Here is an 18,697-nt window from a genome sequence, read left to right as displayed (position 1 = left end):
GCTCACGCGCCCGCCCCCACACTCGCCGCCAGCAGCTCCACAAAGCTCACGTCCTCCCGCGCGACGCCGAACACCTCGGCGCGCAGCATGATCCGCTCGGCCCAGGCCCGGTGCGGCTTCACTTCGTTCATCTTGTTCGTGTAGGCGGACCGCAGCACTCCGCCCCCGTCCCGCTCGGGCCGCAAAATGTCCTGCGCATCGCTGAACTCCTCATGGCTCACCACAGACAGGGCATGCACAGGGGCAACATGCGAAGGATGAATGCACGTCTTGCCCTGAAGCCCGTTCGCCCGGTCGAGCTGGATCTCCCGCAGGAGCCCGTCCATGTCGTGCTCGATGAGGGCGGTGCGCAGCTCCTCCGCGGGCCCGGCGAAGGGCGTCCGCCGCAGCTGCGGCTTGAACATCCGCTCGTGCTGTCTGAAGTACTCCCACACAGGCCCTGTAACGGTGAACCCGCTGCCGTCCGCCCGCCCCAGCACATTCACCACATCGGCGATCACGGAGGCGACGAGCTGAACGTCGTAAGCGGTCATGTCAGGGGCCCGCCGCAGCCCGTACGCGGAGCAGAAGTCGGTCACGCCGAGCCGCAGCGCGAGCACGCGGCCGCGGTACTTGTCGACGGTGCGGGCGATCCCGGCGAGGGTCTCGCGCCGGGTCTCCAGGTGCAGCAGTCCGGGCGACTCCAGCACCGGCATGGCGAACAGCCGCCGCCCGCACTCCGCTTCGGCCTCGGTGAGCGCCTCAAGGAAGGGGACTCCCCGCTCCTCGGTGAACTTCGGCAGGACGAAGCCGGAGAGCAGCCGGACGGCGGGCCCGAGCCGCCGCACGAGATCGGTGATCTGGCCGGGCTCGCGGACCCGGATGAAGAGCAGGGGCACGGGACCGCCCGCCCCGTCCAGGGCGGCGAACTGCCGGACGAGGTTCTCCTCGGCGGCGACGACGTCGTGATCGCCTATGGAGTCCTCCAGGCAGAGGACCATGGACACGACACCGCGCTCGGCCTGCTTGGCGATGTCCGCCGCGAGGGCCGGCCGCGTGGCGGGGCTGTAGAGCGTGGCGCCGAGGGCGACGGAGAGCGTACGGGCCGGGGAGCCGGCGTCGAAGGCGACCGGCTCCCGGTGGAATAGTCCATTCCGCACTGAGGGCGCAAGGTGTTCGAAATGCCTCATTACTCTCCCCGCGTACCAGACCTCCCACCGGCTCGTCCGGGCAGAAGTGTGGCCGATTATCGTACGTCCGGCGACGGGTCAAGAGTTCCCCAAATGCATGAAAATCTGGGGCCCCACATGAGTCTCCAAAGTGTCAGCACGGGGATCCGGCAGGTGCGCCGTGTGCCGGTTTCGTGATCGTCGGCACCGCCACTGCCCCCTGCGTTGTCCCTCGCAGCCGTGGGAGGGCAGGATTGCGGACATGACGCACGCCATGCTGAAGGGGTCGAACATCCCGCTGGACGCCCGCGCCGTGCGGGCCGTACTGCGCTGGACCCCCGGCCCGGGCGTCCCGGACGTGGATGCCTCCGCCCTGCTCGTGGGCGAGGAGGGCCGCGTCCGCTCGGACGAGGACTTCGTCTTCTACAACCAGCCGCGCCACCCCTCCGGCGCCGTCCGCCATCTGCCCAAGAAACGACTGGTCGAGGGCTTGACGGACGCGATCGAGACCGACCTGACCGCGCTGGAGCCCTCGGTGCAGCGGGTCGTGCTGGCCGCCTCGGCGGACGGCGGCGACTTCGGCCAGGTACGGGACCTGTGCGTCCTGGTCTACGACGCAGCGGCGGTCCCGCCGGGCCAGTCCGGGGAGCCGCTCGCACTGTTCGAGGTCCAGCCGGAGACGGGCTCGGAGACCGCGATGATCTGCGGGGAGCTCTACCGGCGCGGGGAGGGCTGGAAGTTCCGGGCGCTGGGGCAGGGCTACGCCTCGGGGCTGGTCGGACTGGCCACGGAGTTCGGGATCTCGGTCGACGAGTCCGAGGAGGGGGCGTCCGCGCCCGCGCCGACGGGGGCGGCTGCGCCCGCGCCGACGAACGTACCGGGGCCGGCGCCGGCGTCCGAGCCGGTGCACACGTCTGAGCCGACGACGGCGCCGCAGCCGACGCCTCAGCCGCAGCCGCAGCCGCAGGGCGGATACGGCTACCCGCCACCGCCCCCCATCCCGCCGGTGGCACCGCCGCAGCCGGCTCCTCAGCCGACGCCCCAGCCGGCGTACGGCTACCCGCAGCAGCCCGCGCCCGCGGGCGCACCCACGGGCGCACCGGCCTACGGGTATCCGCCGCCGTACCGGCCGGTGCCGGATCCGGCCTTCCGGCTGCCGCCGCAAGGGCCGCAGTTCCTGCCGAACCGCTGACCGCAGCACCGTCCCGGGGCTCTGCCCCGGACCCCGGTCCTCAAGCGCCGGACGGGCTGAATTTTTTACGGCCCCCCGCACCGCGGGACGCCAGGCTCACACCTTCGTCTTGTACCCCCTCCCCCACTGCAACCCCCACCCGTACAGCCGGTCCAGCTCCGCCTGGAACCCATACACGTACTTCATCTCGCGCCGCAGCAGGATCTCGCCCTTGACGTTCTCCAGCATCACCACGGCGCACGACCGCGCCTCCGGCGCCCGCTCGTCGAGCGCGATCTCGATCCGGGGGCCGTTGCCGGGGTAGAGCGTCACCATGGCGTGCGTACGGTCGAACGCCGGGGTGCCGTCGTAGATGTAGACGAAGATCAGCAGTCGCTTGATCTCGGCGCGGTGGTCCATGTTGATGTAGATCGTCTCGCCGGACCCGGAGCCGAACCTGTCGTCGCCGCTGAGCTGGACGTACGGCGGGCTGTTGATGCTGCCCAGTATGTTCCCGAGGGGCTGCACCACGCCTTTGGCGCCGTCCTGGAGCTCGTACATGCAGGCGAGGTCGAGGTCGACGTTCACCATGGCCGGGCCCTGCGCCTGCACCATCTCGGGCCGGAATTTACGCATCGGGTGCCGCAGGCCCTGGACGCGGCCGGGACGGTCGCCGAAGTCCGAGGTGCGCATCCGCCAGGAGAGGTTGACCCGCAGATTGCCGGTGACGGCCCCCTGTTTGGTGAGCGAGAACGAGGGATGACGCTTGGTCAGCTCGACGGCGCCGTTGGCACCGCCGAAGTCGAGCTGCTGCGCGGCCGCGCGCCCCCAGTTGCTGAAGAACCTGTCCCAGACCGCCATGAGAACCAACCCCCACCCTTTTTGCACATTCCCGCTCAACTGCCGCGGGGCGGCCGTGAGGTGAGCCTCACGACCGCCCCGCTGAGAGCGTTCCTCAAATGTGCCAGGGTCACACCCCGGGAAGGGTGACACCCCGCAAAGGATGGGTCACACCCCGCAAAGCCGGGGCCCATCCCGGAGGGGACGGGTCACACCCCGGAAGCGACTTCCGACTTGGCGCCGGAGTCGCTGCCGCCCTCCGCCTCGCTGCGGTTGCGCACCACGGAGGAGAAGAACGACAGCCCGATGAGGACCACACCGATGAGACCGGTGACGACCTCGGGGATCTCGTACTTGATGCTGGCGATCAGGATGACGGCGAGGGCGCCGATGGCGTAGTGCGCGCCGTGCTCGAGATAGACGTAGTCGTCCAGGGTCCCCTTGCGGACGAGGAAGACCGTCAGGGACCGGATGTACATGGCGCCGATGCCGAGACCGAGGGCCATCACGAAGATGTCGTTGGTGATGGCGAAGGCGCCGATGACACCGTCGAAGGAGAAGGAGGCGTCGATGACCTCGAGGTAGAGGAACATGAAGAAGGCGGCCTTGCCGGCGAGGCCGACGACCGAGCCGCCGCCCTTCTTCGCGGCCTCGGCCCCGCTCTTCCCGCCCGCGCCCTCGTCGCCCTCGTCCTCGTCTTCGTCCTCTTCCAGGCGCTCCTCGAAGTAGCCGGAGATGCCGCCGACGATCAGATACGTCACCAGACCGCCGATTCCGGCGAGCAGGACCGTCGAGGCCTTGTCGATCGTGCCCTCACCGTCGTGCACCGGAACGGCGGTGGCGAAGGTGGTGGCGGCGATGATCAGGACGACCAGGGAGACGACGACGGAGAGGGTGTCCAGCTTGCCGAGCTTGGCGAGCGGCTTCTCCAGCCAGGCGAGCCACTTGATGTCCCGGTCCTCGAAGATGAAGTCCAGGAAGATCATCAGCAGGAACATGCCACCGAATGCGGCGATGGCCGGGTGGGCGCTGGTGACCAGCGCCTCGTACCGGTCGTGATCCTGAATGGCGACCTTGACCGCTTCGATCGGCCCCAGCTTCGCCGTGATGGCGACGATGACGACCGGGAACACCAGCCTCATACCGAAGACGGCGATGAGGATGCCCAGGGTCAGGAACATCTTCTGCCAGAACGGGTTCATCTTCCGGAGGATTCCGGCATTGATGACCGCATTGTCGAACGAGAGCGAGATCTCGAGGACGGACAGTATCGCGACGATCGCGAGCCCCTGCCACCCCCAGAGAACACCGGCCAAGGCCAGTCCGGCCGCCGTGATGGCGAACGACCAACCAAAGGTTTTCAGGAGCACTGGCTACCCAATCCTTCGTTATGGGGTTTCCCCCGCGCCGTGCGCGGCTTTACGAAACGTTGACCCCGAAGTCTAGGGCGATGCCGCGCAAGCCCGATGCGTACCCCTGTCCCACCGCCCTGAACTTCCACTCGCCGCCGTAGCGGTAGACCTCACCGAAGATCATCGCCGTCTCGCTGGAGGCGTCCTCGCTGAGGTCGTAGCGGGCGAGCTCGGTGCCGTCGGCCTGGTTGACGACACGGATGTACGCGTTGCTGACCTGGCCGAAGCTCTGGCCGCGGACATCGGCGTCGTGGATGCTGACCGGGAAGACGATCTTGTCGCAGGCGGCCGGGACCTGGGTGAGGTCGACCAGGATCGTCTCGTCGTCGCCTTCACCCTCACCGGTGAGATTGTCGCCAGTGTGTTCGACGGAGCCCTCGGGGCTCTTGAGGTTGTTGTAGAAGACGAAGTACTCGTCGCCGAGCACCCGGCCCGTGGCGCACAGCAGGGCGCTGGCGTCGAGGTCGAAGGGGGCTCCGGTGGTGGAGCGCGCGTCCCAGCCGAGACCGACGGTCACATTGGTGAGGTTGGGTGCGGCCTTGGAGAGGGAGACATTGCCTCCCTTGGCGAGCGTGACGCCCATGATCTTGTTTCCTCCCCGGTCGAGATCCGGCGCCCCCGGGCAGTGGGGGCACCGTGCACGTCCGGCGCCGCACTCCCGGGAAGCGGGGGTGCGGCGCCGGACGCGGATGGCCTGTCGGTCAGACGTTGACGCCGAAGTCCTGCGCGATGCCGCGCAGGCCCGAGGCGTAGCCCTGGCCGATGGCACGGAACTTCCACTCGGCGCCGTGGCGGTAGAGCTCGCCGAAGACCATGGCGGTCTCGGTCGAGGCGTCCTCGCTGAGGTCGTAGCGGGCCAGCTCGGTGTTGTCGGCCTGGTTCACCACGCGGATGTAGGCGTTGCGGACCTGGCCGAAGCTCTGCTGACGGGACTCGGCCTCGTAGATCGAGACCGGGAACACGATCTTGGCGACATCGGCGGGCACGCCGGCCAGGTTGACCTTGATGACCTCGTCGTCGCCCTCGCCCTCACCGGTGAGGTTGTCACCCTGGTGCTCGACGGAGCCGTCGGGGCTCTTGAGGTTGTTGAAGAAGACGAAGTTCTGGTCGTTGGCGACCTTCCCCTGGTCGTTCGTCAGCAGTGCGCTGGCGTCCAGGTCGAAGTCCGTACCGGTGGTGGTACGGGCGTCCCAGCCGAGACCGACGATGACCGCGGTCAGGTTCGGGGCCGCCTTGGTCAGCGAGACGTTGCCGCCCTTGCTGAGACTGACTCCCACGAGTCCTCCATTGGTTCGAGTTCGAGAGGGCAGGTCTCCGCCTGCGCCCCCGTGTGCGATGGCATCCGGTCAACGTGTGGATCCTAGTGACCGGTTCCCACCGATTACATGCTTCTTGCTCAGAGAGCCGCGAGCGCCTTGGTGTACTCGTCCAGGTCACGCGCGTCGGGCAGGCCGTTGACGACGGTCCAGCGCACCACGCCCTCCTTGTCGATGATGAAGGTGCCGCGCACCGCGCAGCCCTTCTCCTCGTCGAAGACGCCGTAGGCGCGGCTGACGTCGCCGTGCGGCCAGAAGTCGGAGAGCAGCGGGTAGGTGAGGCCCTCCTGCTCGGCGAAGACGCGCAGCGAGAACGGGGCGTCGTTGGAGACGGCCAGCAGCTGCACGTCGTCGTTGACGAACTTCGGCAGCTCGTCGCGCAGCGCGCACAGCTCGCCGGTGCACACACCGGTGAAGGCGAAGGGGTAGAAGAGCAGGACGACGTTCTTCTCGCCGCGGTAGTCGGAGAGCCGGACGGTCTCGCCGTGCTGGTTCTTCAGCGCGAAGTCCGGGGCCTTGGTGCCGACCTCGATCGCCATGTTCGCATCCCTCATCTCGGCAGGGGCCGGCCCGGGGGCCGTCGTGCGCCCGGCCCCGGCCACCGGCGGGTAGGGCGCCAGTGTGTCACTGCGCGCCCCGTGCGATGCACCGCGCCCCCGGCATACGACGCACCGCGCCCCCCGTCAGCTGTGCTGTCGGGGGGCGCGGCGGCGGCTTTCGGCGGCGGGCCCAGGGGCCGGCGGTCGGCCCTAGCGCTTGGGGGCGGCCAGGCGGGTGCCGGTCCAGTCCTTGGCCACGCTGATGCTCTTGGTCTGGGAGAGCCCGGCGGTCTGCGCGGCGTCCTGGATGTCGCTCGGCTCGATGTAGCCGTCGCGGCCGGTCTTGGGCGTCAGCAGCCAGATGTTGCCGCCGTCCTCCAGCAGGCCGATGGCGTCCACCAGCGCGTCCGTGAGGTCTCCGTCCTCATCCCGGAACCACAGCAGGACGACGTCGGCCACGTCGTCATAGTCCTCGTCGACGAGGTCCTGGCCGATCAGGGACTCAATACCTTCACGGAGATCATGATCGACGTCGTCGTCGTAACCGATCTCCTGGACCACCTGTCCGGGCTCGAAACCCAGCCTTGCGGCTGGATTGGTCCGCTCCTCCGCGTGGTCCGCGGTCGCGCTCACGGATTTCCTCCTGTCATCCTTCGAGACGTTGCATTCGTCTCGCGCGTACGCGAAACGATGGGCGTAGTCCACACGTGACGGACGGATCGCGCAAGTACCCGGCCATCGAGACCGCCGAAACGTTGACGGACGCGGACGTCCTATGGCAACTCCAACCATGAGGCAGGAGGGGTAAGTGATTCACAACACAGAACTTTGCCCGTTTTGCGAAGTTACTCCATGCGATGACGCCCGCCGACCCCGAACAGCCGTACACGGAGGACCCTCTTTGGGGGCGTAAGGTTGCGATTTGGCCGCCCCGGGCGACCAACAAACGCTGCTTCGTCTCACCAGTGGTGGTTACCGCCCAGTAGAGATGACGTTTCCGCCGCCGCGGTCCACGATGGGACCGGCGCGACATAAAGCAGAGCCATATTTGACCGCGTGCGCAGCAACATCGCGTGCAGAGCACGACCACGACCGAACAGCGAAGGAACAGCGTGGCTTCCGGATCCGATCGCAACCCGATCATCATTGGCGGCCTTCCCAGCCAGGTCCCGGACTTCGATCCCGAAGAGACCCAGGAGTGGCTCGACTCGCTCGACGCAGCCGTCGATGAGCGAGGCCGGGAACGTGCCCGCTACCTCATGCTTCGCCTGATCGAGCGCGCACGCGAGAAGCGCGTCGCGGTGCCCGAGATGCGCAGCACGGACTACGTCAACACGATCGCGACCAAGGACGAGCCGTTCTTCCCCGGTAACGAGGAGATCGAGCGCAAGATCCTCAACGCGACCCGCTGGAACGCGGCCGTGATGGTCTCCCGTGCCCAGCGCCCCGGCATCGGCGTCGGCGGTCACATCGCCACGTTCGCCTCCTCCGCCTCGCTGTACGACGTGGGCTTCAACCACTTCTTCCGCGGCAAGGACGAGGGCGACGGCGGCGACCAGATCTTCTTCCAGGGCCACGCCTCCCCCGGCATCTACGCCCGCGCGTTCCTGCTGGACCGGCTCTCCGAGCGGAACCTGGACTCCTTCCGCCAGGAGAAGTCCAAGGCCCCCTACGGCCTCTCCAGCTACCCGCACCCGCGCCTCATGCCGGACTTCTGGGAGTTCCCGACCGTCTCGATGGGCCTCGGCCCCCTCGGTGCGATCTACCAGGCCCGCATGAACCGCTACATGGAGGCGCGCGGCATCGCCGACACCTCCAAGTCGCACGTCTGGGCGTACCTGGGCGACGGCGAGATGGACGAGCCGGAGTCGCTCGGCCAGCTGTCCATCGCCGCCCGTGAGGGCCTGGACAACCTGACCTTCGTCGTCAACTGCAACCTGCAGCGCCTCGACGGCCCGGTGCGCGGCAACGGCAAGATCATGCAGGAGCTGGAGTCCCAGTTCCGCGGCGCCGGCTGGAACGTCATCAAGCTGGTCTGGGACCGCTCCTGGGACCCGCTGCTGGCGCAGGACCGCGACGGCATCCTGGTCAACAAGCTCAACAGCACCCCGGACGGCCAGTTCCAGACGTACGCCACCGAGACCGGTGCGTACATCCGTGAGCACTTCTTCGGCGACGACCAGCGTCTGCGGAAGATGGTCGAGGGCATGACCGACGACCAGATCCTGCACCTGGGCCGCGGCGGTCACGACCACAAGAAGATCTACGCGGCGTACGCGGCGGCCAAGGCGCACAAGGGCCAGCCGACCGTGATCCTCGCGCAGACCGTCAAGGGCTGGACCCTCGGTCCGAACTTCGAGGGCCGCAACGCGACCCACCAGATGAAGAAGCTCACGGTCGAGGACCTCAAGCGCTTCCGCGACCGCCTCCACATCCCGATCGCCGACAAGGAGCTGGAGTCCGGCCTGCCGCCGTACTACCACCCGGGTCGCGACTCGGAGGAGATCCAGTACATGCACGACCGCCGCAACTCGCTCGGCGGCTACGTGCCCACCCGCGTCGACCGGTCGAAGCCGCTGGCCCTGCCGGACGACAAGGTCTACGCGACCGCCAAGAAGGGCTCCGGCCAGCAGTCGATCGCCACCACCATGGCGTTCGTCCGCATCCTGAAGGACCTCATGCGGGACAAGGAGATCGGCAAGCGCTTCGTGCTGATCGCCCCCGACGAGTACCGCACCTTCGGTATGGACGCGTTCTTCCCGTCGGCCAAGATCTACAACCCGCTGGGCCAGCAGTACGAGTCCGTGGACCGCGAGCTGCTGCTCGCGTACAAGGAGTCGCCGACCGGCCAGATGCTGCACGACGGCATCTCCGAGGCGGGCTGCACGGCCTCCCTGATCGCGGCGGGCTCGGCCTACGCGACGCACGGCGAGCCGCTGATCCCGGTCTACGTCTTCTACTCGATGTTCGGCTTCCAGCGCACGGGCGACCAGTTCTGGCAGATGGCCGACCAGCTGTCGCGCGGCTTCGTGCTCGGCGCCACCGCGGGTCGCACCACCCTGACCGGTGAGGGTCTGCAGCACGCCGACGGCCACTCGCAGCTGCTGGCGTCCACCAACCCGGGCGTCGTCTCCTACGACCCCGCGTTCGGCTTCGAGATGGCGCACATCGTCAAGGACGGTCTGCGCCGGATGTACGGCGAGAACGCCGAGGACGTCTTCTACTACCTGACCGTCTACAACGAGCCGATCCAGCACCCGGCCGAGCCGGCGGACGTGGACGCCGAGGGCATCCTCAAGGGTCTGTACCGCTTCGCGCAGGGCGAGAAGGGCGCGATCCCGGCCCAGATCCTGGCCTCCGGTGTCGCGGTGCCGTGGGCGATCGAGGCCCAGAAGATCCTCGCCGAGGAGTGGGACGTCAAGGCGGACGTCTGGTCGGCGACCTCCTGGAACGAGCTGCGCAGGGACGCCATCGAGACGGAGGAGCACAACCTCCTGCACCCGGAGGAGGAGCTCCGCGTCCCGTACGTGACGCAGAAGCTCCAGGGCGCCGAGGGCCCGTTCGTGGCCGTGTCCGACTGGATGCGGGCCGTTCCGGACCAGATCTCGCGCTGGGTGCCGGGTGCGTACCAGTCCCTGGGCGCCGACGGCTTCGGCTTCGCCGACACCCGTGGCGCGGCCCGTCGCTTCTTCCACATCGACGCCCAGTCGATCGTCCTGGCCGTGCTCACCGAGCTCGCCAAGCAGGGCAAGGTCGACCGCTCCGTGCTGAAGCAGGCGGTGGACCGCTACCAGCTGCTGGACGTCACGGCGGCCGACCCGGGCGCCGCGGGCGGCGACGCCTAAGCGGTCACCCCGTTTCCCTGCCGGTGCCCCCGGGCCAGCGATGCTGGCCCGGGGGCACCGGCGTTTTCAGCGGCGGTCAGTGCTCCCAGACCTTGTACGCCCGGACGACGTACGGGCTCTCCGGGACCCACGTCCCCGACGGGTACGTGTTGAACTCACCCGTCTCCGCGCACGTAGCGCTCTGATACGTAGTGACAGGGCGCCCCGTGCGGTTGACGAGCGAGGACGCGCTGCTGCCCGCCGGTAAGGCCACGCAGTCCTCGATGCCGATGTCCGCGAGTTCGCTCGTGCTGCGCGTCCCGTGGAAGCCGGCCTTCGGCCACAGGCACAGCTGCCCGGCCGCGCAGGAACCGAGCCGCCCCTGGCCGGCCGTGCCCGCGGCGCCTGCGGTGGGCGCGGAGAGCAGGGCCAGAGCGGCGGCCGCGGTCGTCACGGCGGCGGCGGTGCGGATCGTACGCATGAGGATCACTCCCTGTGTCGGCGGTGTTGCATTCCGCATCCTGCACGGGAGTGATCGGAGCTGCCAAGAGGGCCCCGCGGTGCGGGGCCCTGATAGGGGAAGCAGTCCGGACAGGCTCAAATATGACCTGCCCCGGCCGCGGCCCCGGGGCTGGATCCGCGCTTGGTGAACAGGGCGACCACGGCGGCCACGGCCGCGACGACGGCGGCGACGGTGAAGGACAGGCTCATCCCTGACACGAAAGTGTCATGCGCGACGCCCGTGATCTTCCCGGCCGCGTCCGGCGGAGTCCCCGGCGGGATGGGCGGCACACCGACCGCCACGGCGTCGGCCGCCTGCGCCATCTCCTCCGGCCTGCCCGGGGGCAGCCCCGCGCCGGCCCACTTGCCGGGCAGGGCGCTGTCGACCCGGGCGGCCATGACGGCGCCCAGGACGGCCGTCCCGAGCGAGCCGCCCACCTGCATGGCGGCCTGCTGCAGGCCGCCCGCGACGCCCGCGTGCTCCAGCGGTGCGTTGCCGACGATGACCTCGGTCGCGCCGACGAGGACCGGGGCCAGGCCGAGGCCGAAGAGGGCGAACCACACCGACATCACCCCCGTCCCCGAACCGGCCTCCAGGCGGGACATGCCGAAGCACGCGACGGTGGTCAGGAGCATGCCGACGACCAGCGGGACCCGGGGCCCGACCCGGGTGATGATCGCGCCGGCGACCGGCGAGGCGACGATCATCATGCCGGTCAGCGGCAGGAGGTGCAGGCCCGAGTCGACCGGGCTCATGCCGTGCACGTTCTGCAGGTAGAAGGTGACGAAGAACAGCCCGCCGATGAAGGCGAAGGCCATCAGCAGCATCAGGGCGGTGCCCGCGCTCAGCGGGACGGAGCGGAAGAGCCGCAGCGGCAGCAGCGGCTCGCGGGCCCGGCTCTCCCACAGGACGAACAGAATGAGGGCCAGGGCCGCGCCGCCCAGGAACAGCAGCGTCTTCCCGTCCCCCCAGCCCCAGTCCCGGGCCTTGATCAGCGCCCAGACGAGGCAGAACATCCCGGCCGAGAGCAGGCCGATGCCGGGGAGGTCGAAGGAGCGCGGGGCGTGGTCGGACCGGTGGTCCTTGAGGATCACCAGGCCCAGGGCGAGGGCGAGGGCGCCGACCGGCACGTTGATGTAGAAGACGGCCTGCCAGTTGACGTGCTCGACGAGGACGCCGCCGAGGATCGGGCCGCCGGCGGTCGAGACGCCGATCACCATGCCCCAGATGCCGACGGCCATGTTGAGCTTCCCGGCCGGGAAGGTGGCGCGCAGCAGGCCGAGCGCGGCCGGCATCAGCAGCGCACCGCACAGGCCCTGCAGGACCCGGAAGGCGACGACGGCCGACACGCTGCCGGAGAGCGCGATGGCTCCGGAGGCGGCGGCGAAGCCGGTGGTACCTATGAGAAAGGTCAGCCGGTGGCCGAAACGGTCACCCAGCTTGCCCGCGGTGATCAGGGCGACCGCGAGGGCGAGGAGGTAGCTGTTGGTTATCCACTGGACATCGGCGAGCGAGGCGTGGAGGTCATCCCGGATGACGGGATTGGCGACGGCGACGATCGTGCCGTCGAGCGCGACCATCATCACGCCTATCGCCACGGAGAAGAGGGTCAGCCAGGGGTGCCCGCGGAGCCCCTTGCGGGGCCCGAGGTCCGGCTGCGCCTCGGCGACAGCGGTCTGAGACGTCATGGGGAGATTATGTCAGTGCCTGCCAATTGGCCGTCGACCGCATCCGCCGATGCCTGTCACTTTCCTTCACGGCTATCCTGAGCAGCACAAACGTGGCGGAGGAGAGACGAACGATGCCGGCGATCGAGGATGCGGCGGCCCGTACCGCACCGCCGTCCGGGCTGCGCGAGCGCAAGAAGCGGCGCACGCGGGACACCCTCATCCGGTCCGCCCTGGAGCTGTTCGACCGCAAGGGCTACGAGCGCACCACGGTCGACGAGATCGCCGAGGCCGCGGAGGTCTCCCAGCGCACCTTCTTCCGCTACTTCGCGAACAAGGAGGAGGTCGCGCTGGCCATGCAGACCTCCGTGGACGCCCTCTTCCTGTCCACGCTGCGCTCCCGCCCGCCGGCCGAGGCGCCGCTGGCCGCCCTGCGCGGCGCCGTGCTCGCCACCTGGGAGGGCGCGGGCGAGGTCGTCGAGTCGGTCGTGCCGCTCGCCTTGTACATGCGCACCTACCGGATGGTCGAGTCGACGCCCCAGCTGCTGGCGGCCCGGCTGCGGGCGCTCTCGGAGATGGAGGAGCGGCTGGCCCGGGAGATCGCCCTGCGCGAGGGCCTCGATCCGGGCGCCGACCCGCGGCCGCACGTGCTCGTGGCGGCGTTCGGCGGGGTGATGCGCGTCACGGCGAGGATCTGGGGCGAGCGCGGCGAGGACGGTCTGGAAGATCTTCGTTTGCTCACGGTCGCCTATCTGGACCAGCTCGGTCCGGCATTGGCCGGAAACTGGCGCGCCTGATCGAGAAGCCCACGCTTGTGCCCAATTCCCCCCACTCAAACGTGAGATAGCTCACGGACTTCGCAGTCGCCGCCGCGTTTCTCCTACTGTGTTTCGCGGTGACTTCCTTCCCGGAGCTCGGCTCCCCCTCCTCCGTACCGTGGACGACCACGGCCACCGTGTGGCGCGCACTGCTCGCACTGGCCGTGGTGTTCGTGATGCTCGGGACGACCGGCTGGACGGCCGTCCGAAGCCACAAGGCGGCCGGGGACGCCCGTACGGTCTCGCTCAGCGCCTGGCTGCACGACTCCGTGGCGGGCAGACCGCTGCCGGCCCCGGGGACGGCCCCCGACGCCGTGGCCCGCTTCTTCGCCTCCCTCACCGGCGCCCAGCAGGCCCGGCTCGCCGACGACCACCCCTTCGTCGTCGGCAACCTGGGCGGGGCCCCGCCCGCCCTGCGCTACCGCGCCAACCGCGCCGCCCTCGACCAGGCCCGCGCCGTCGAGAAGCGCCGCAGCCACGCGAGCGGCCTCAGCCCGGTGGGCCGCCAGGAGGCCACGCGCCGCATGCACCGCTTCGAGTCCCTGCGGGAGGACGGGCGGCAGATCCTCTCCTTCGACCCCACCGGCGACGGCCGGGTCGCGGAGGTCATCGGCGACCTCGACCGGGCCGAGCGGGTCTCCGTCGTCGTCCCCGGCGTCGACACCAACGTGCTGACCTTCGAGAAGTCCCAGCGGTCCTACAGCGCCCCCGTGGGCATGGCCCGCTCCCTCTACGCCGCCGAGCGCAAGGCGGCCCCCGGCATCCGTACGGCCGTCATCGCCTGGGCCGACTACACCTCGCCCGCCGGCGTGGGCATGGACGCCGCCACCGGCAAGCTCGCCGCCGAGGGCGCCGTGCGACTGCGCGCCGCGGTGCGGGCGCTGCCCGGCACCTCGCGGGTCTCCCTCATCTGCCACAGCTACGGCTCGGTGGTGTGCGGCGTCGCCGCGCGCGAGATGTCCCCCCGGGTCACCGACGTCGCGGTGGCGGGCAGCCCCGGGATGCGCGCCGAGCACGTCTCCGAGCTGCGGACCAGCGCCCGGATATGGGCCATGCGCGACCCCGACGACTGGATCCAGGGCGTCCCCCACCTGGAGGTCGGGGGCCTCGGGCACGGCGCCGACCCCGTCTCGCAGGCCTTCGGGGCGCGGGTGCTGTCCGCCCGCGGCGCGGAGGGCCACGCCGGCTACTTCGAGCCCGGCACGACGAGCCTCGCCAACTTCGCCGGCATCGGCGTCGGCGCCCCGGCGACAGTGGCCTGTGCGGACGCGGACGCCTCCTGCGCCGAGGGCGCCTAGCCCCTGCGCGGCGGACCGGCGGCGCCGGTCCGGGCCCCGCCGCACGGACAACGCGCGTAGCTCCCCTCTCCCCGCAGGGGGGACGCGCGGGCGGGCGACGCATACGATGACGGCATGGGTGATGTGCTGACGGGTTTCCACACCGTCTGGGAGTTCGACACCGACTCCGTGCTCATCCGCTTCGAACGGGGGATCCGCACACCGAAGCTGCTCCAGGCGCTCGGTGAGCGGCGCATCCCCTACGAGGCGCTCGCGGCCGTCGAGCAGGCCCCGGGGAAGCGCGGGACGGTGGTGCTGCGTGCGGTCCCGAGACCGGGCGCCGATCCGCTGATGGACGTCGCCGACGGCCAGCTCAAGGAGGGCAGCGACCCCTACCGGCTGGTGCTGCCCGCCGAGCGCGACGCCCTCGCCGAGTACTACGCCGACGAGATACGGGCCGCGCTGGGCCCGGATGCCGCCGAGCCCGCCCAGCGCCCCCTGGTCGCGGCCCCCACTCCGCCGGCGTCCTTCAAGGCCTACGACGGCAAGGCCTCCTTCGACGGCAGGTCCGTCGCCTTCCGGTGGTTCTGGACCGGCGCGTCCTCCGCCAAGTGGAAGGCCGGCGACCAGCGGTTCGCCGTCGAGGAGCTCTCGGGCGTCCAGTGGCGCTCCCCCGAGATCGCCGGCGGCTATCTGCGGCTCGTGCCGCGCGGCGCCGAGGACCGGCTGCCGGGCCAGGCCGACCAGGATCCGGCGGCCGTCGTCTTCGGCATGGGCTACGGCCTGCTCCACGAGTCGCTGCCGTTCGCCGCGGCCGTCCTGGAGGCCGTCCGCGCCGCGGCCCCGGCCGGGCCTTCCGCGCGCGTCCCGGCCGCCCGCCCCGACCCCGGCGGCATCGCCGACCGCATCCGCCATCTGGGCGCGCTGCACGAGGCGGGGCTGCTCACGGACGACGAGTTCAGCGCGAAGAAGGCGCAGCTGCTCGCCGAGCTGTGACGACCCTCCGTGCCACGCAGGCCGCTGCCACTGGTACTACCGGTGCTACCCCGGTATGACCCGCGAGCCCCCACCCCGGGGTGACGCCACGGCCCGGGCCGCGGCCTAGGCTGAAGGGGTCATGATCCAGTCACCCCCTTCCCCGCTCGCACGGGCGCGCGCCTTCGTGATCGACGTCTGCACCCCCGCCGGGCCGCCCGTACCGCTGTGCGGCCGGTCGCGCCGGGGCTGGGTGCGGAAGCTGCCCTACGTGTTCGCCTGGCTGTTCACCGCCCTGCTGCTGCCGCTGACGGGCTACGTCCTGGGCCGGGAGTACGGCCTGGGCTTCGGTCTCGCGCTGTCCCTCGGCGTCGCCCAGGCCGTGCCGCTGCTCGTCGCCGTCCGCAGGCCCCTGCTCGCCTGGGCGATCGCCTTCGCGGCGGACCTCGTGGCGGCGGTGGCCGTGCTGTCCGAGCCCGTGCACGGCGACTGGCCGTGGCCGTGGCCGCCCATGACCGTCATCGGCATGCTGCTGCTGATGCTCGCGGTCGGCATGCGGGAGCGGCGCCCCACGCTCGTCGCCGTCTGGCTGGCCACGGGCCTTGCGGGCGCGGCCCTGCGGAGCCTGGCGCCGGAGCGCAGCTCCTCCAACGTCTGGATCACCCTGTTCGTGATCGGCGGCATGCTGATGCTGATCGCCGGGGCGCTGCGCGAGCGCGGCGACGCGCGGCGGGCGCTCGCCGAGCAGGAGACCATCAGCGAGGCCGAGCGGGCCCGGCGCACCCTGCTGGAGGAGCGCACCCGCATCGCCCGCGAGCTGCACGACGTCGTCGCCCACCACATGTCGGTGATCACCGTGCAGGCGGACAGCGCCCCGTACCGCATCGAGGGCCTGCCGGAGCAGGCGCGCGAGGAGTTCGGCACGATCGCCGCCACGGCGCGGGAGTCGCTGACCGAGATGCGGCGGCTGCTGGGGGTGCTGCGCAGCGAGGACGCCTCCGGCGGTGCGGGCGGGACCGGCGGGACCGAGCGGGCGCCGCAGCCGGGCGTCGCGCGGATCCCGCAGCTGGTCGAGGCGACCGTACGGTCCGGGCTGCCGGTGGAGCTGGCCGTGCCGGAACCGCTGCCGGACGCCCTTCCGCAGACCGTGGACCTCTCCGCGTACCGCATCGTCCAGGAGGCCCTGGCCAATGTCGTCCGGCACGCGCCGGGGGCGGCCACGCGCGTGTCGGTGTCCGTCGACGAGACCGGCACGGGCCTGATGGTGCTGGTCGTCAACACCGCCGCGGCGGACCGGGACGCGCCGCCGGTGGAGACCGGCGGCACCGGCCACGGCCTGGTCGGCATGCGCGAGCGGGTCCGTCTGGTCGGCGGGACGCTCGACACCGGCCCGCTGCCCGAGGGCGGCTTCCGCGTCGCGGCCCTGCTCCCGTTCACGGCAGAGACAGAGACAGAGACAGAGACGAAGACAAAGGCAGAAGAGGACTCCCCCGCCCCATGACCATCAAGGTGATCATCGTCGACGACCAGGCCATGGTGCGGGCGGGCTTCGCCGCGCTGCTGGCCGCGCAGCCCGACATCGACGTCGTCGGCGACGCCGCGGACGGGCGGCAGGGCGTCGAGCTGGGCCGCAGCGCCCATCCGGACGTCGTGCTGATGGACGTCCGGATGCCCGAGATGGACGGGCTGGAGGCCGCACGGCGGCTCCTCGACCCCCCGCCCGGCGTGCACCACCGCCCGAAGGTGCTGATGCTGACGACGTTCGACGTGGACGACTACGTCTACGAGGCGCTGCGCGCGGGCGCCTCCGGCTTCCTGCTGAAGGACGCCCCGCCCGCGGACCTGATCTCGGCCGTGCGGGTCGTGGCGGCCGGGGAGGCCCTGCTGGCCCCGTCCGTGACGCGCCGTCTGATCGCCGACTTCGCCAAGCAGCGGCCCGCCCGCCGCAGGGGCCCTTCCCTGCGGCTGAACGGGCTCACGCCGCGCGAGACCGAAGTCCTCGAACTCATCGCGCGAGGACTGTCCAACCAGGAGATCGCGGCGTCCCTGGTGCTCGCCGAACAGACCGTCAAGACGCACATCGGCAGGGTCCTGGCCAAGCTGGACCTGCGCGACCGCGCCCAGGCGGTCATCTTCGCCTACGAGTCCGGGCTGGTGGCCCCCGGAGAGCAGTGACGGGACGTCACTCGCGGCCCGCCGAGGTGAACGACATGTCGGCGTACCGGCCGCCCGCGACCTTGCCCGCGATCGGCTCCAGGGCCGTGAGCTCGTCCGCCGTCAGGGTGATGCGGGTCGCGCCCGCGTTCTCCTCCAGGCGCGAGCGGCGGCGCGTGCCCGGGATCGGAACGACCGTCAGGCCGTGCACCTGCGCCTGCTGCTGGAGCCAGGCCAGCGCCACCTGCCCGAGGGAGGCGCCGCGCTGCTGCGCGATCTCCCGGACCGGCTCCAGCAGCGCCGCGTTCACCTCCGCGTTGTCGCCCGTGAAGCGCGGCATGGTGCGGCGGAAGTCGTCGCTCGACAGCTCGCTGTCCGCCCGCACGAACGAGCCGGTCAGGAAGCCCCGCCCGAGCGGGGAGTAGGGCACGAGCGCCACGCCCAGCTCCCGCGCCGCCGGCACCACGTGCGTCTCGATGTCGCGGCTGAAGAGCGACCACTCCGACTGCACGGCGGCGATCGGGTGCACGGCCTGCGCGGCGCGCAGCTCGCCGGCGGTGACCTCGCTGAGGCCCAGGTGCTTGACCTTGCCCTCGGCGACCAGCTCGGCCATGGCGCCGACCGTCTCCTCGATGGGGACGTTCACGTCGCGCCGGTGCATGTAGTAGAGGTCGATCTCGTCGACGCCGAGCCGCTGCAGGCTGGCCTCGACGGCCTGCCGTATGTAGGGGCGGTCGTTGCGGATCGTCCGCACCTGCGGGTTCTCGGGGTCGGCCCAGAGGGCGAACTTGGTGGCCAGGACGACCTCGTCGCGGTGGGCCCGGACGAACGGCGCGATGAACTTCTCGTTCTCGCCGAAGCCGTAGAAGTCGGCGGTGTCGTAGAGCGTGACGCCCAGTTCGAGCGCCCGCTCCAGGACCGCCCGGGCCTCGCCCTGATCGGTCGTCGGGCCGTAGGCGGAGCTCATGCCCATGCAGCCGAGGCCCTGCACGCCCACCTCGGGGCCGCCGGTGCCGAGCGCCGCGGTCGCCATCTTGTCGTTGCTGTTGCTCAT

The 18,697-nt window shown here is 70.6% G+C and carries 17 protein-coding genes; 7 read left to right on the top strand and 10 right to left on the bottom strand.

Features of this window, described 5'->3' with window-relative positions:
* Positions 1-2 precede the first annotated feature (2 nt).
* Positions 3-1,169, bottom strand: coding sequence for an HpcH/HpaI aldolase/citrate lyase family protein (locus tag IE241_RS07865; protein WP_190020879.1), 1,167 nt, complete (start codon positions 1,167-1,169; stop codon positions 3-5).
* A 241-nt stretch (positions 1,170-1,410) separates the two neighbouring features.
* Between IE241_RS07865 and IE241_RS07860 the strand changes: the two genes are divergently transcribed.
* Positions 1,411-2,340, top strand: coding sequence for a TerD family protein (locus tag IE241_RS07860; RefSeq protein WP_190020878.1), 930 nt, complete (start codon positions 1,411-1,413; stop codon positions 2,338-2,340).
* A gap of 96 nt (positions 2,341-2,436) precedes the next feature.
* Here IE241_RS07860 and IE241_RS07855 read toward each other — a convergent pair whose 3' ends face one another.
* The 6 genes from IE241_RS07855 to IE241_RS07830 all read right to left on the bottom strand — a co-directional run bounded on the left by IE241_RS07855 (position 2,437) and on the right by IE241_RS07830 (position 7,059).
* Positions 2,437-3,180: a TerD family protein gene (locus tag IE241_RS07855; RefSeq protein ID WP_190020877.1), complete on the bottom strand. Its 744-nt coding sequence runs from the start codon at positions 3,178-3,180 to the stop codon at positions 2,437-2,439.
* 188 nt (positions 3,181-3,368) lie between these two features.
* A complete protein-coding gene (locus tag IE241_RS07850) occupies positions 3,369-4,529 on the bottom strand; it encodes a DUF475 domain-containing protein (protein ID WP_190020876.1) in 1,161 nt (386 codons plus the stop codon).
* Positions 4,530-4,578: 49 nt separating this feature from the next.
* Positions 4,579-5,154: a TerD family protein gene (locus IE241_RS07845; protein WP_190020875.1), complete on the bottom strand. Its 576-nt coding sequence runs from the start codon at positions 5,152-5,154 to the stop codon at positions 4,579-4,581.
* Between the two features lie 118 nt (positions 5,155-5,272).
* Entirely contained in the window at positions 5,273-5,848 is a 576-nt protein-coding gene (locus IE241_RS07840) for a TerD family protein (RefSeq protein ID WP_030369882.1), read from the bottom strand.
* A gap of 119 nt (positions 5,849-5,967) precedes the next feature.
* Positions 5,968-6,426, bottom strand: coding sequence for a peroxiredoxin (locus IE241_RS07835; RefSeq protein ID WP_190020874.1), 459 nt, complete (start codon positions 6,424-6,426; stop codon positions 5,968-5,970).
* A 210-nt stretch (positions 6,427-6,636) separates the two neighbouring features.
* Positions 6,637-7,059 carry a DUF3052 domain-containing protein gene (locus tag IE241_RS07830; RefSeq protein ID WP_190020873.1) on the bottom strand — a complete coding sequence of 141 codons (423 nt, stop codon included), beginning with the start codon at positions 7,057-7,059 and terminating at the stop codon, positions 6,637-6,639.
* Between the two features lie 479 nt (positions 7,060-7,538).
* Here IE241_RS07830 and aceE point away from each other — a divergent pair, with 479 nt between their 5' ends.
* A complete protein-coding gene (gene aceE / locus IE241_RS07825; protein WP_190020872.1) occupies positions 7,539-10,271 on the top strand; it encodes a pyruvate dehydrogenase (acetyl-transferring), homodimeric type in 2,733 nt (910 codons plus the stop codon).
* A 76-nt stretch (positions 10,272-10,347) separates the two neighbouring features.
* Here the strand turns inward: aceE and IE241_RS07820 are convergent, their stop codons facing one another.
* Together IE241_RS07820 and IE241_RS07815 are read right to left on the bottom strand one after the other, a co-directional pair.
* On the bottom strand, positions 10,348-10,731 hold the full coding sequence (locus IE241_RS07820; protein ID WP_190020871.1) for a peptidase inhibitor family I36 protein: 384 nt from the start codon (positions 10,729-10,731) through the stop codon (positions 10,348-10,350).
* Between the two features lie 116 nt (positions 10,732-10,847).
* Complete coding sequence (locus IE241_RS07815) at positions 10,848-12,440, bottom strand: MFS transporter (protein WP_190020870.1); 1,593 nt, start codon at positions 12,438-12,440, stop codon at positions 10,848-10,850.
* A gap of 113 nt (positions 12,441-12,553) precedes the next feature.
* Between IE241_RS07815 and IE241_RS07810 the strand changes: the two genes are divergently transcribed.
* The 5 genes from IE241_RS07810 (at position 12,554) to IE241_RS07790 (ending at position 17,664) form a co-directional block, all read left to right on the top strand.
* Positions 12,554-13,216 carry a TetR/AcrR family transcriptional regulator gene (locus tag IE241_RS07810; RefSeq protein WP_190020869.1) on the top strand — a complete coding sequence of 221 codons (663 nt, stop codon included), beginning with the start codon at positions 12,554-12,556 and terminating at the stop codon, positions 13,214-13,216.
* 98 nt (positions 13,217-13,314) lie between these two features.
* Positions 13,315-14,535, top strand: coding sequence for an alpha/beta hydrolase (locus IE241_RS07805; protein WP_190020868.1), 1,221 nt, complete (start codon positions 13,315-13,317; stop codon positions 14,533-14,535).
* A gap of 114 nt (positions 14,536-14,649) precedes the next feature.
* A complete protein-coding gene (locus IE241_RS07800; protein WP_190020867.1) occupies positions 14,650-15,510 on the top strand; it encodes a DUF4429 domain-containing protein in 861 nt (286 codons plus the stop codon).
* A gap of 121 nt (positions 15,511-15,631) precedes the next feature.
* A complete protein-coding gene (locus tag IE241_RS07795; RefSeq protein WP_190020866.1) occupies positions 15,632-16,990 on the top strand; it encodes a sensor histidine kinase in 1,359 nt (452 codons plus the stop codon).
* Positions 16,987-17,664 carry a response regulator gene (locus IE241_RS07790; protein ID WP_190020865.1) on the top strand — a complete coding sequence of 226 codons (678 nt, stop codon included), beginning with the start codon at positions 16,987-16,989 and terminating at the stop codon, positions 17,662-17,664. The genes IE241_RS07795 and IE241_RS07790 overlap by 4 nt, the downstream gene beginning before the upstream one ends.
* Before the next feature lie 7 nt (positions 17,665-17,671).
* On the opposite strand, the gene IE241_RS07785 is transcribed toward IE241_RS07790, so the two are convergent.
* Positions 17,672-18,697 carry an aldo/keto reductase gene (locus IE241_RS07785; protein ID WP_190020864.1) on the bottom strand — a complete coding sequence of 342 codons (1,026 nt, stop codon included), beginning with the start codon at positions 18,695-18,697 and terminating at the stop codon, positions 17,672-17,674.

The organism is Streptomyces hiroshimensis (assembly GCF_014650335.1).
In the GTDB taxonomy this organism is placed as follows: Bacteria; Actinomycetota; Actinomycetes; order Streptomycetales; family Streptomycetaceae; genus Streptomyces; species Streptomyces hiroshimensis.
The sequence above is the reverse complement of the archived record's forward strand: the minus strand, read 5'-3'. Positions and strand labels throughout refer to the sequence as shown.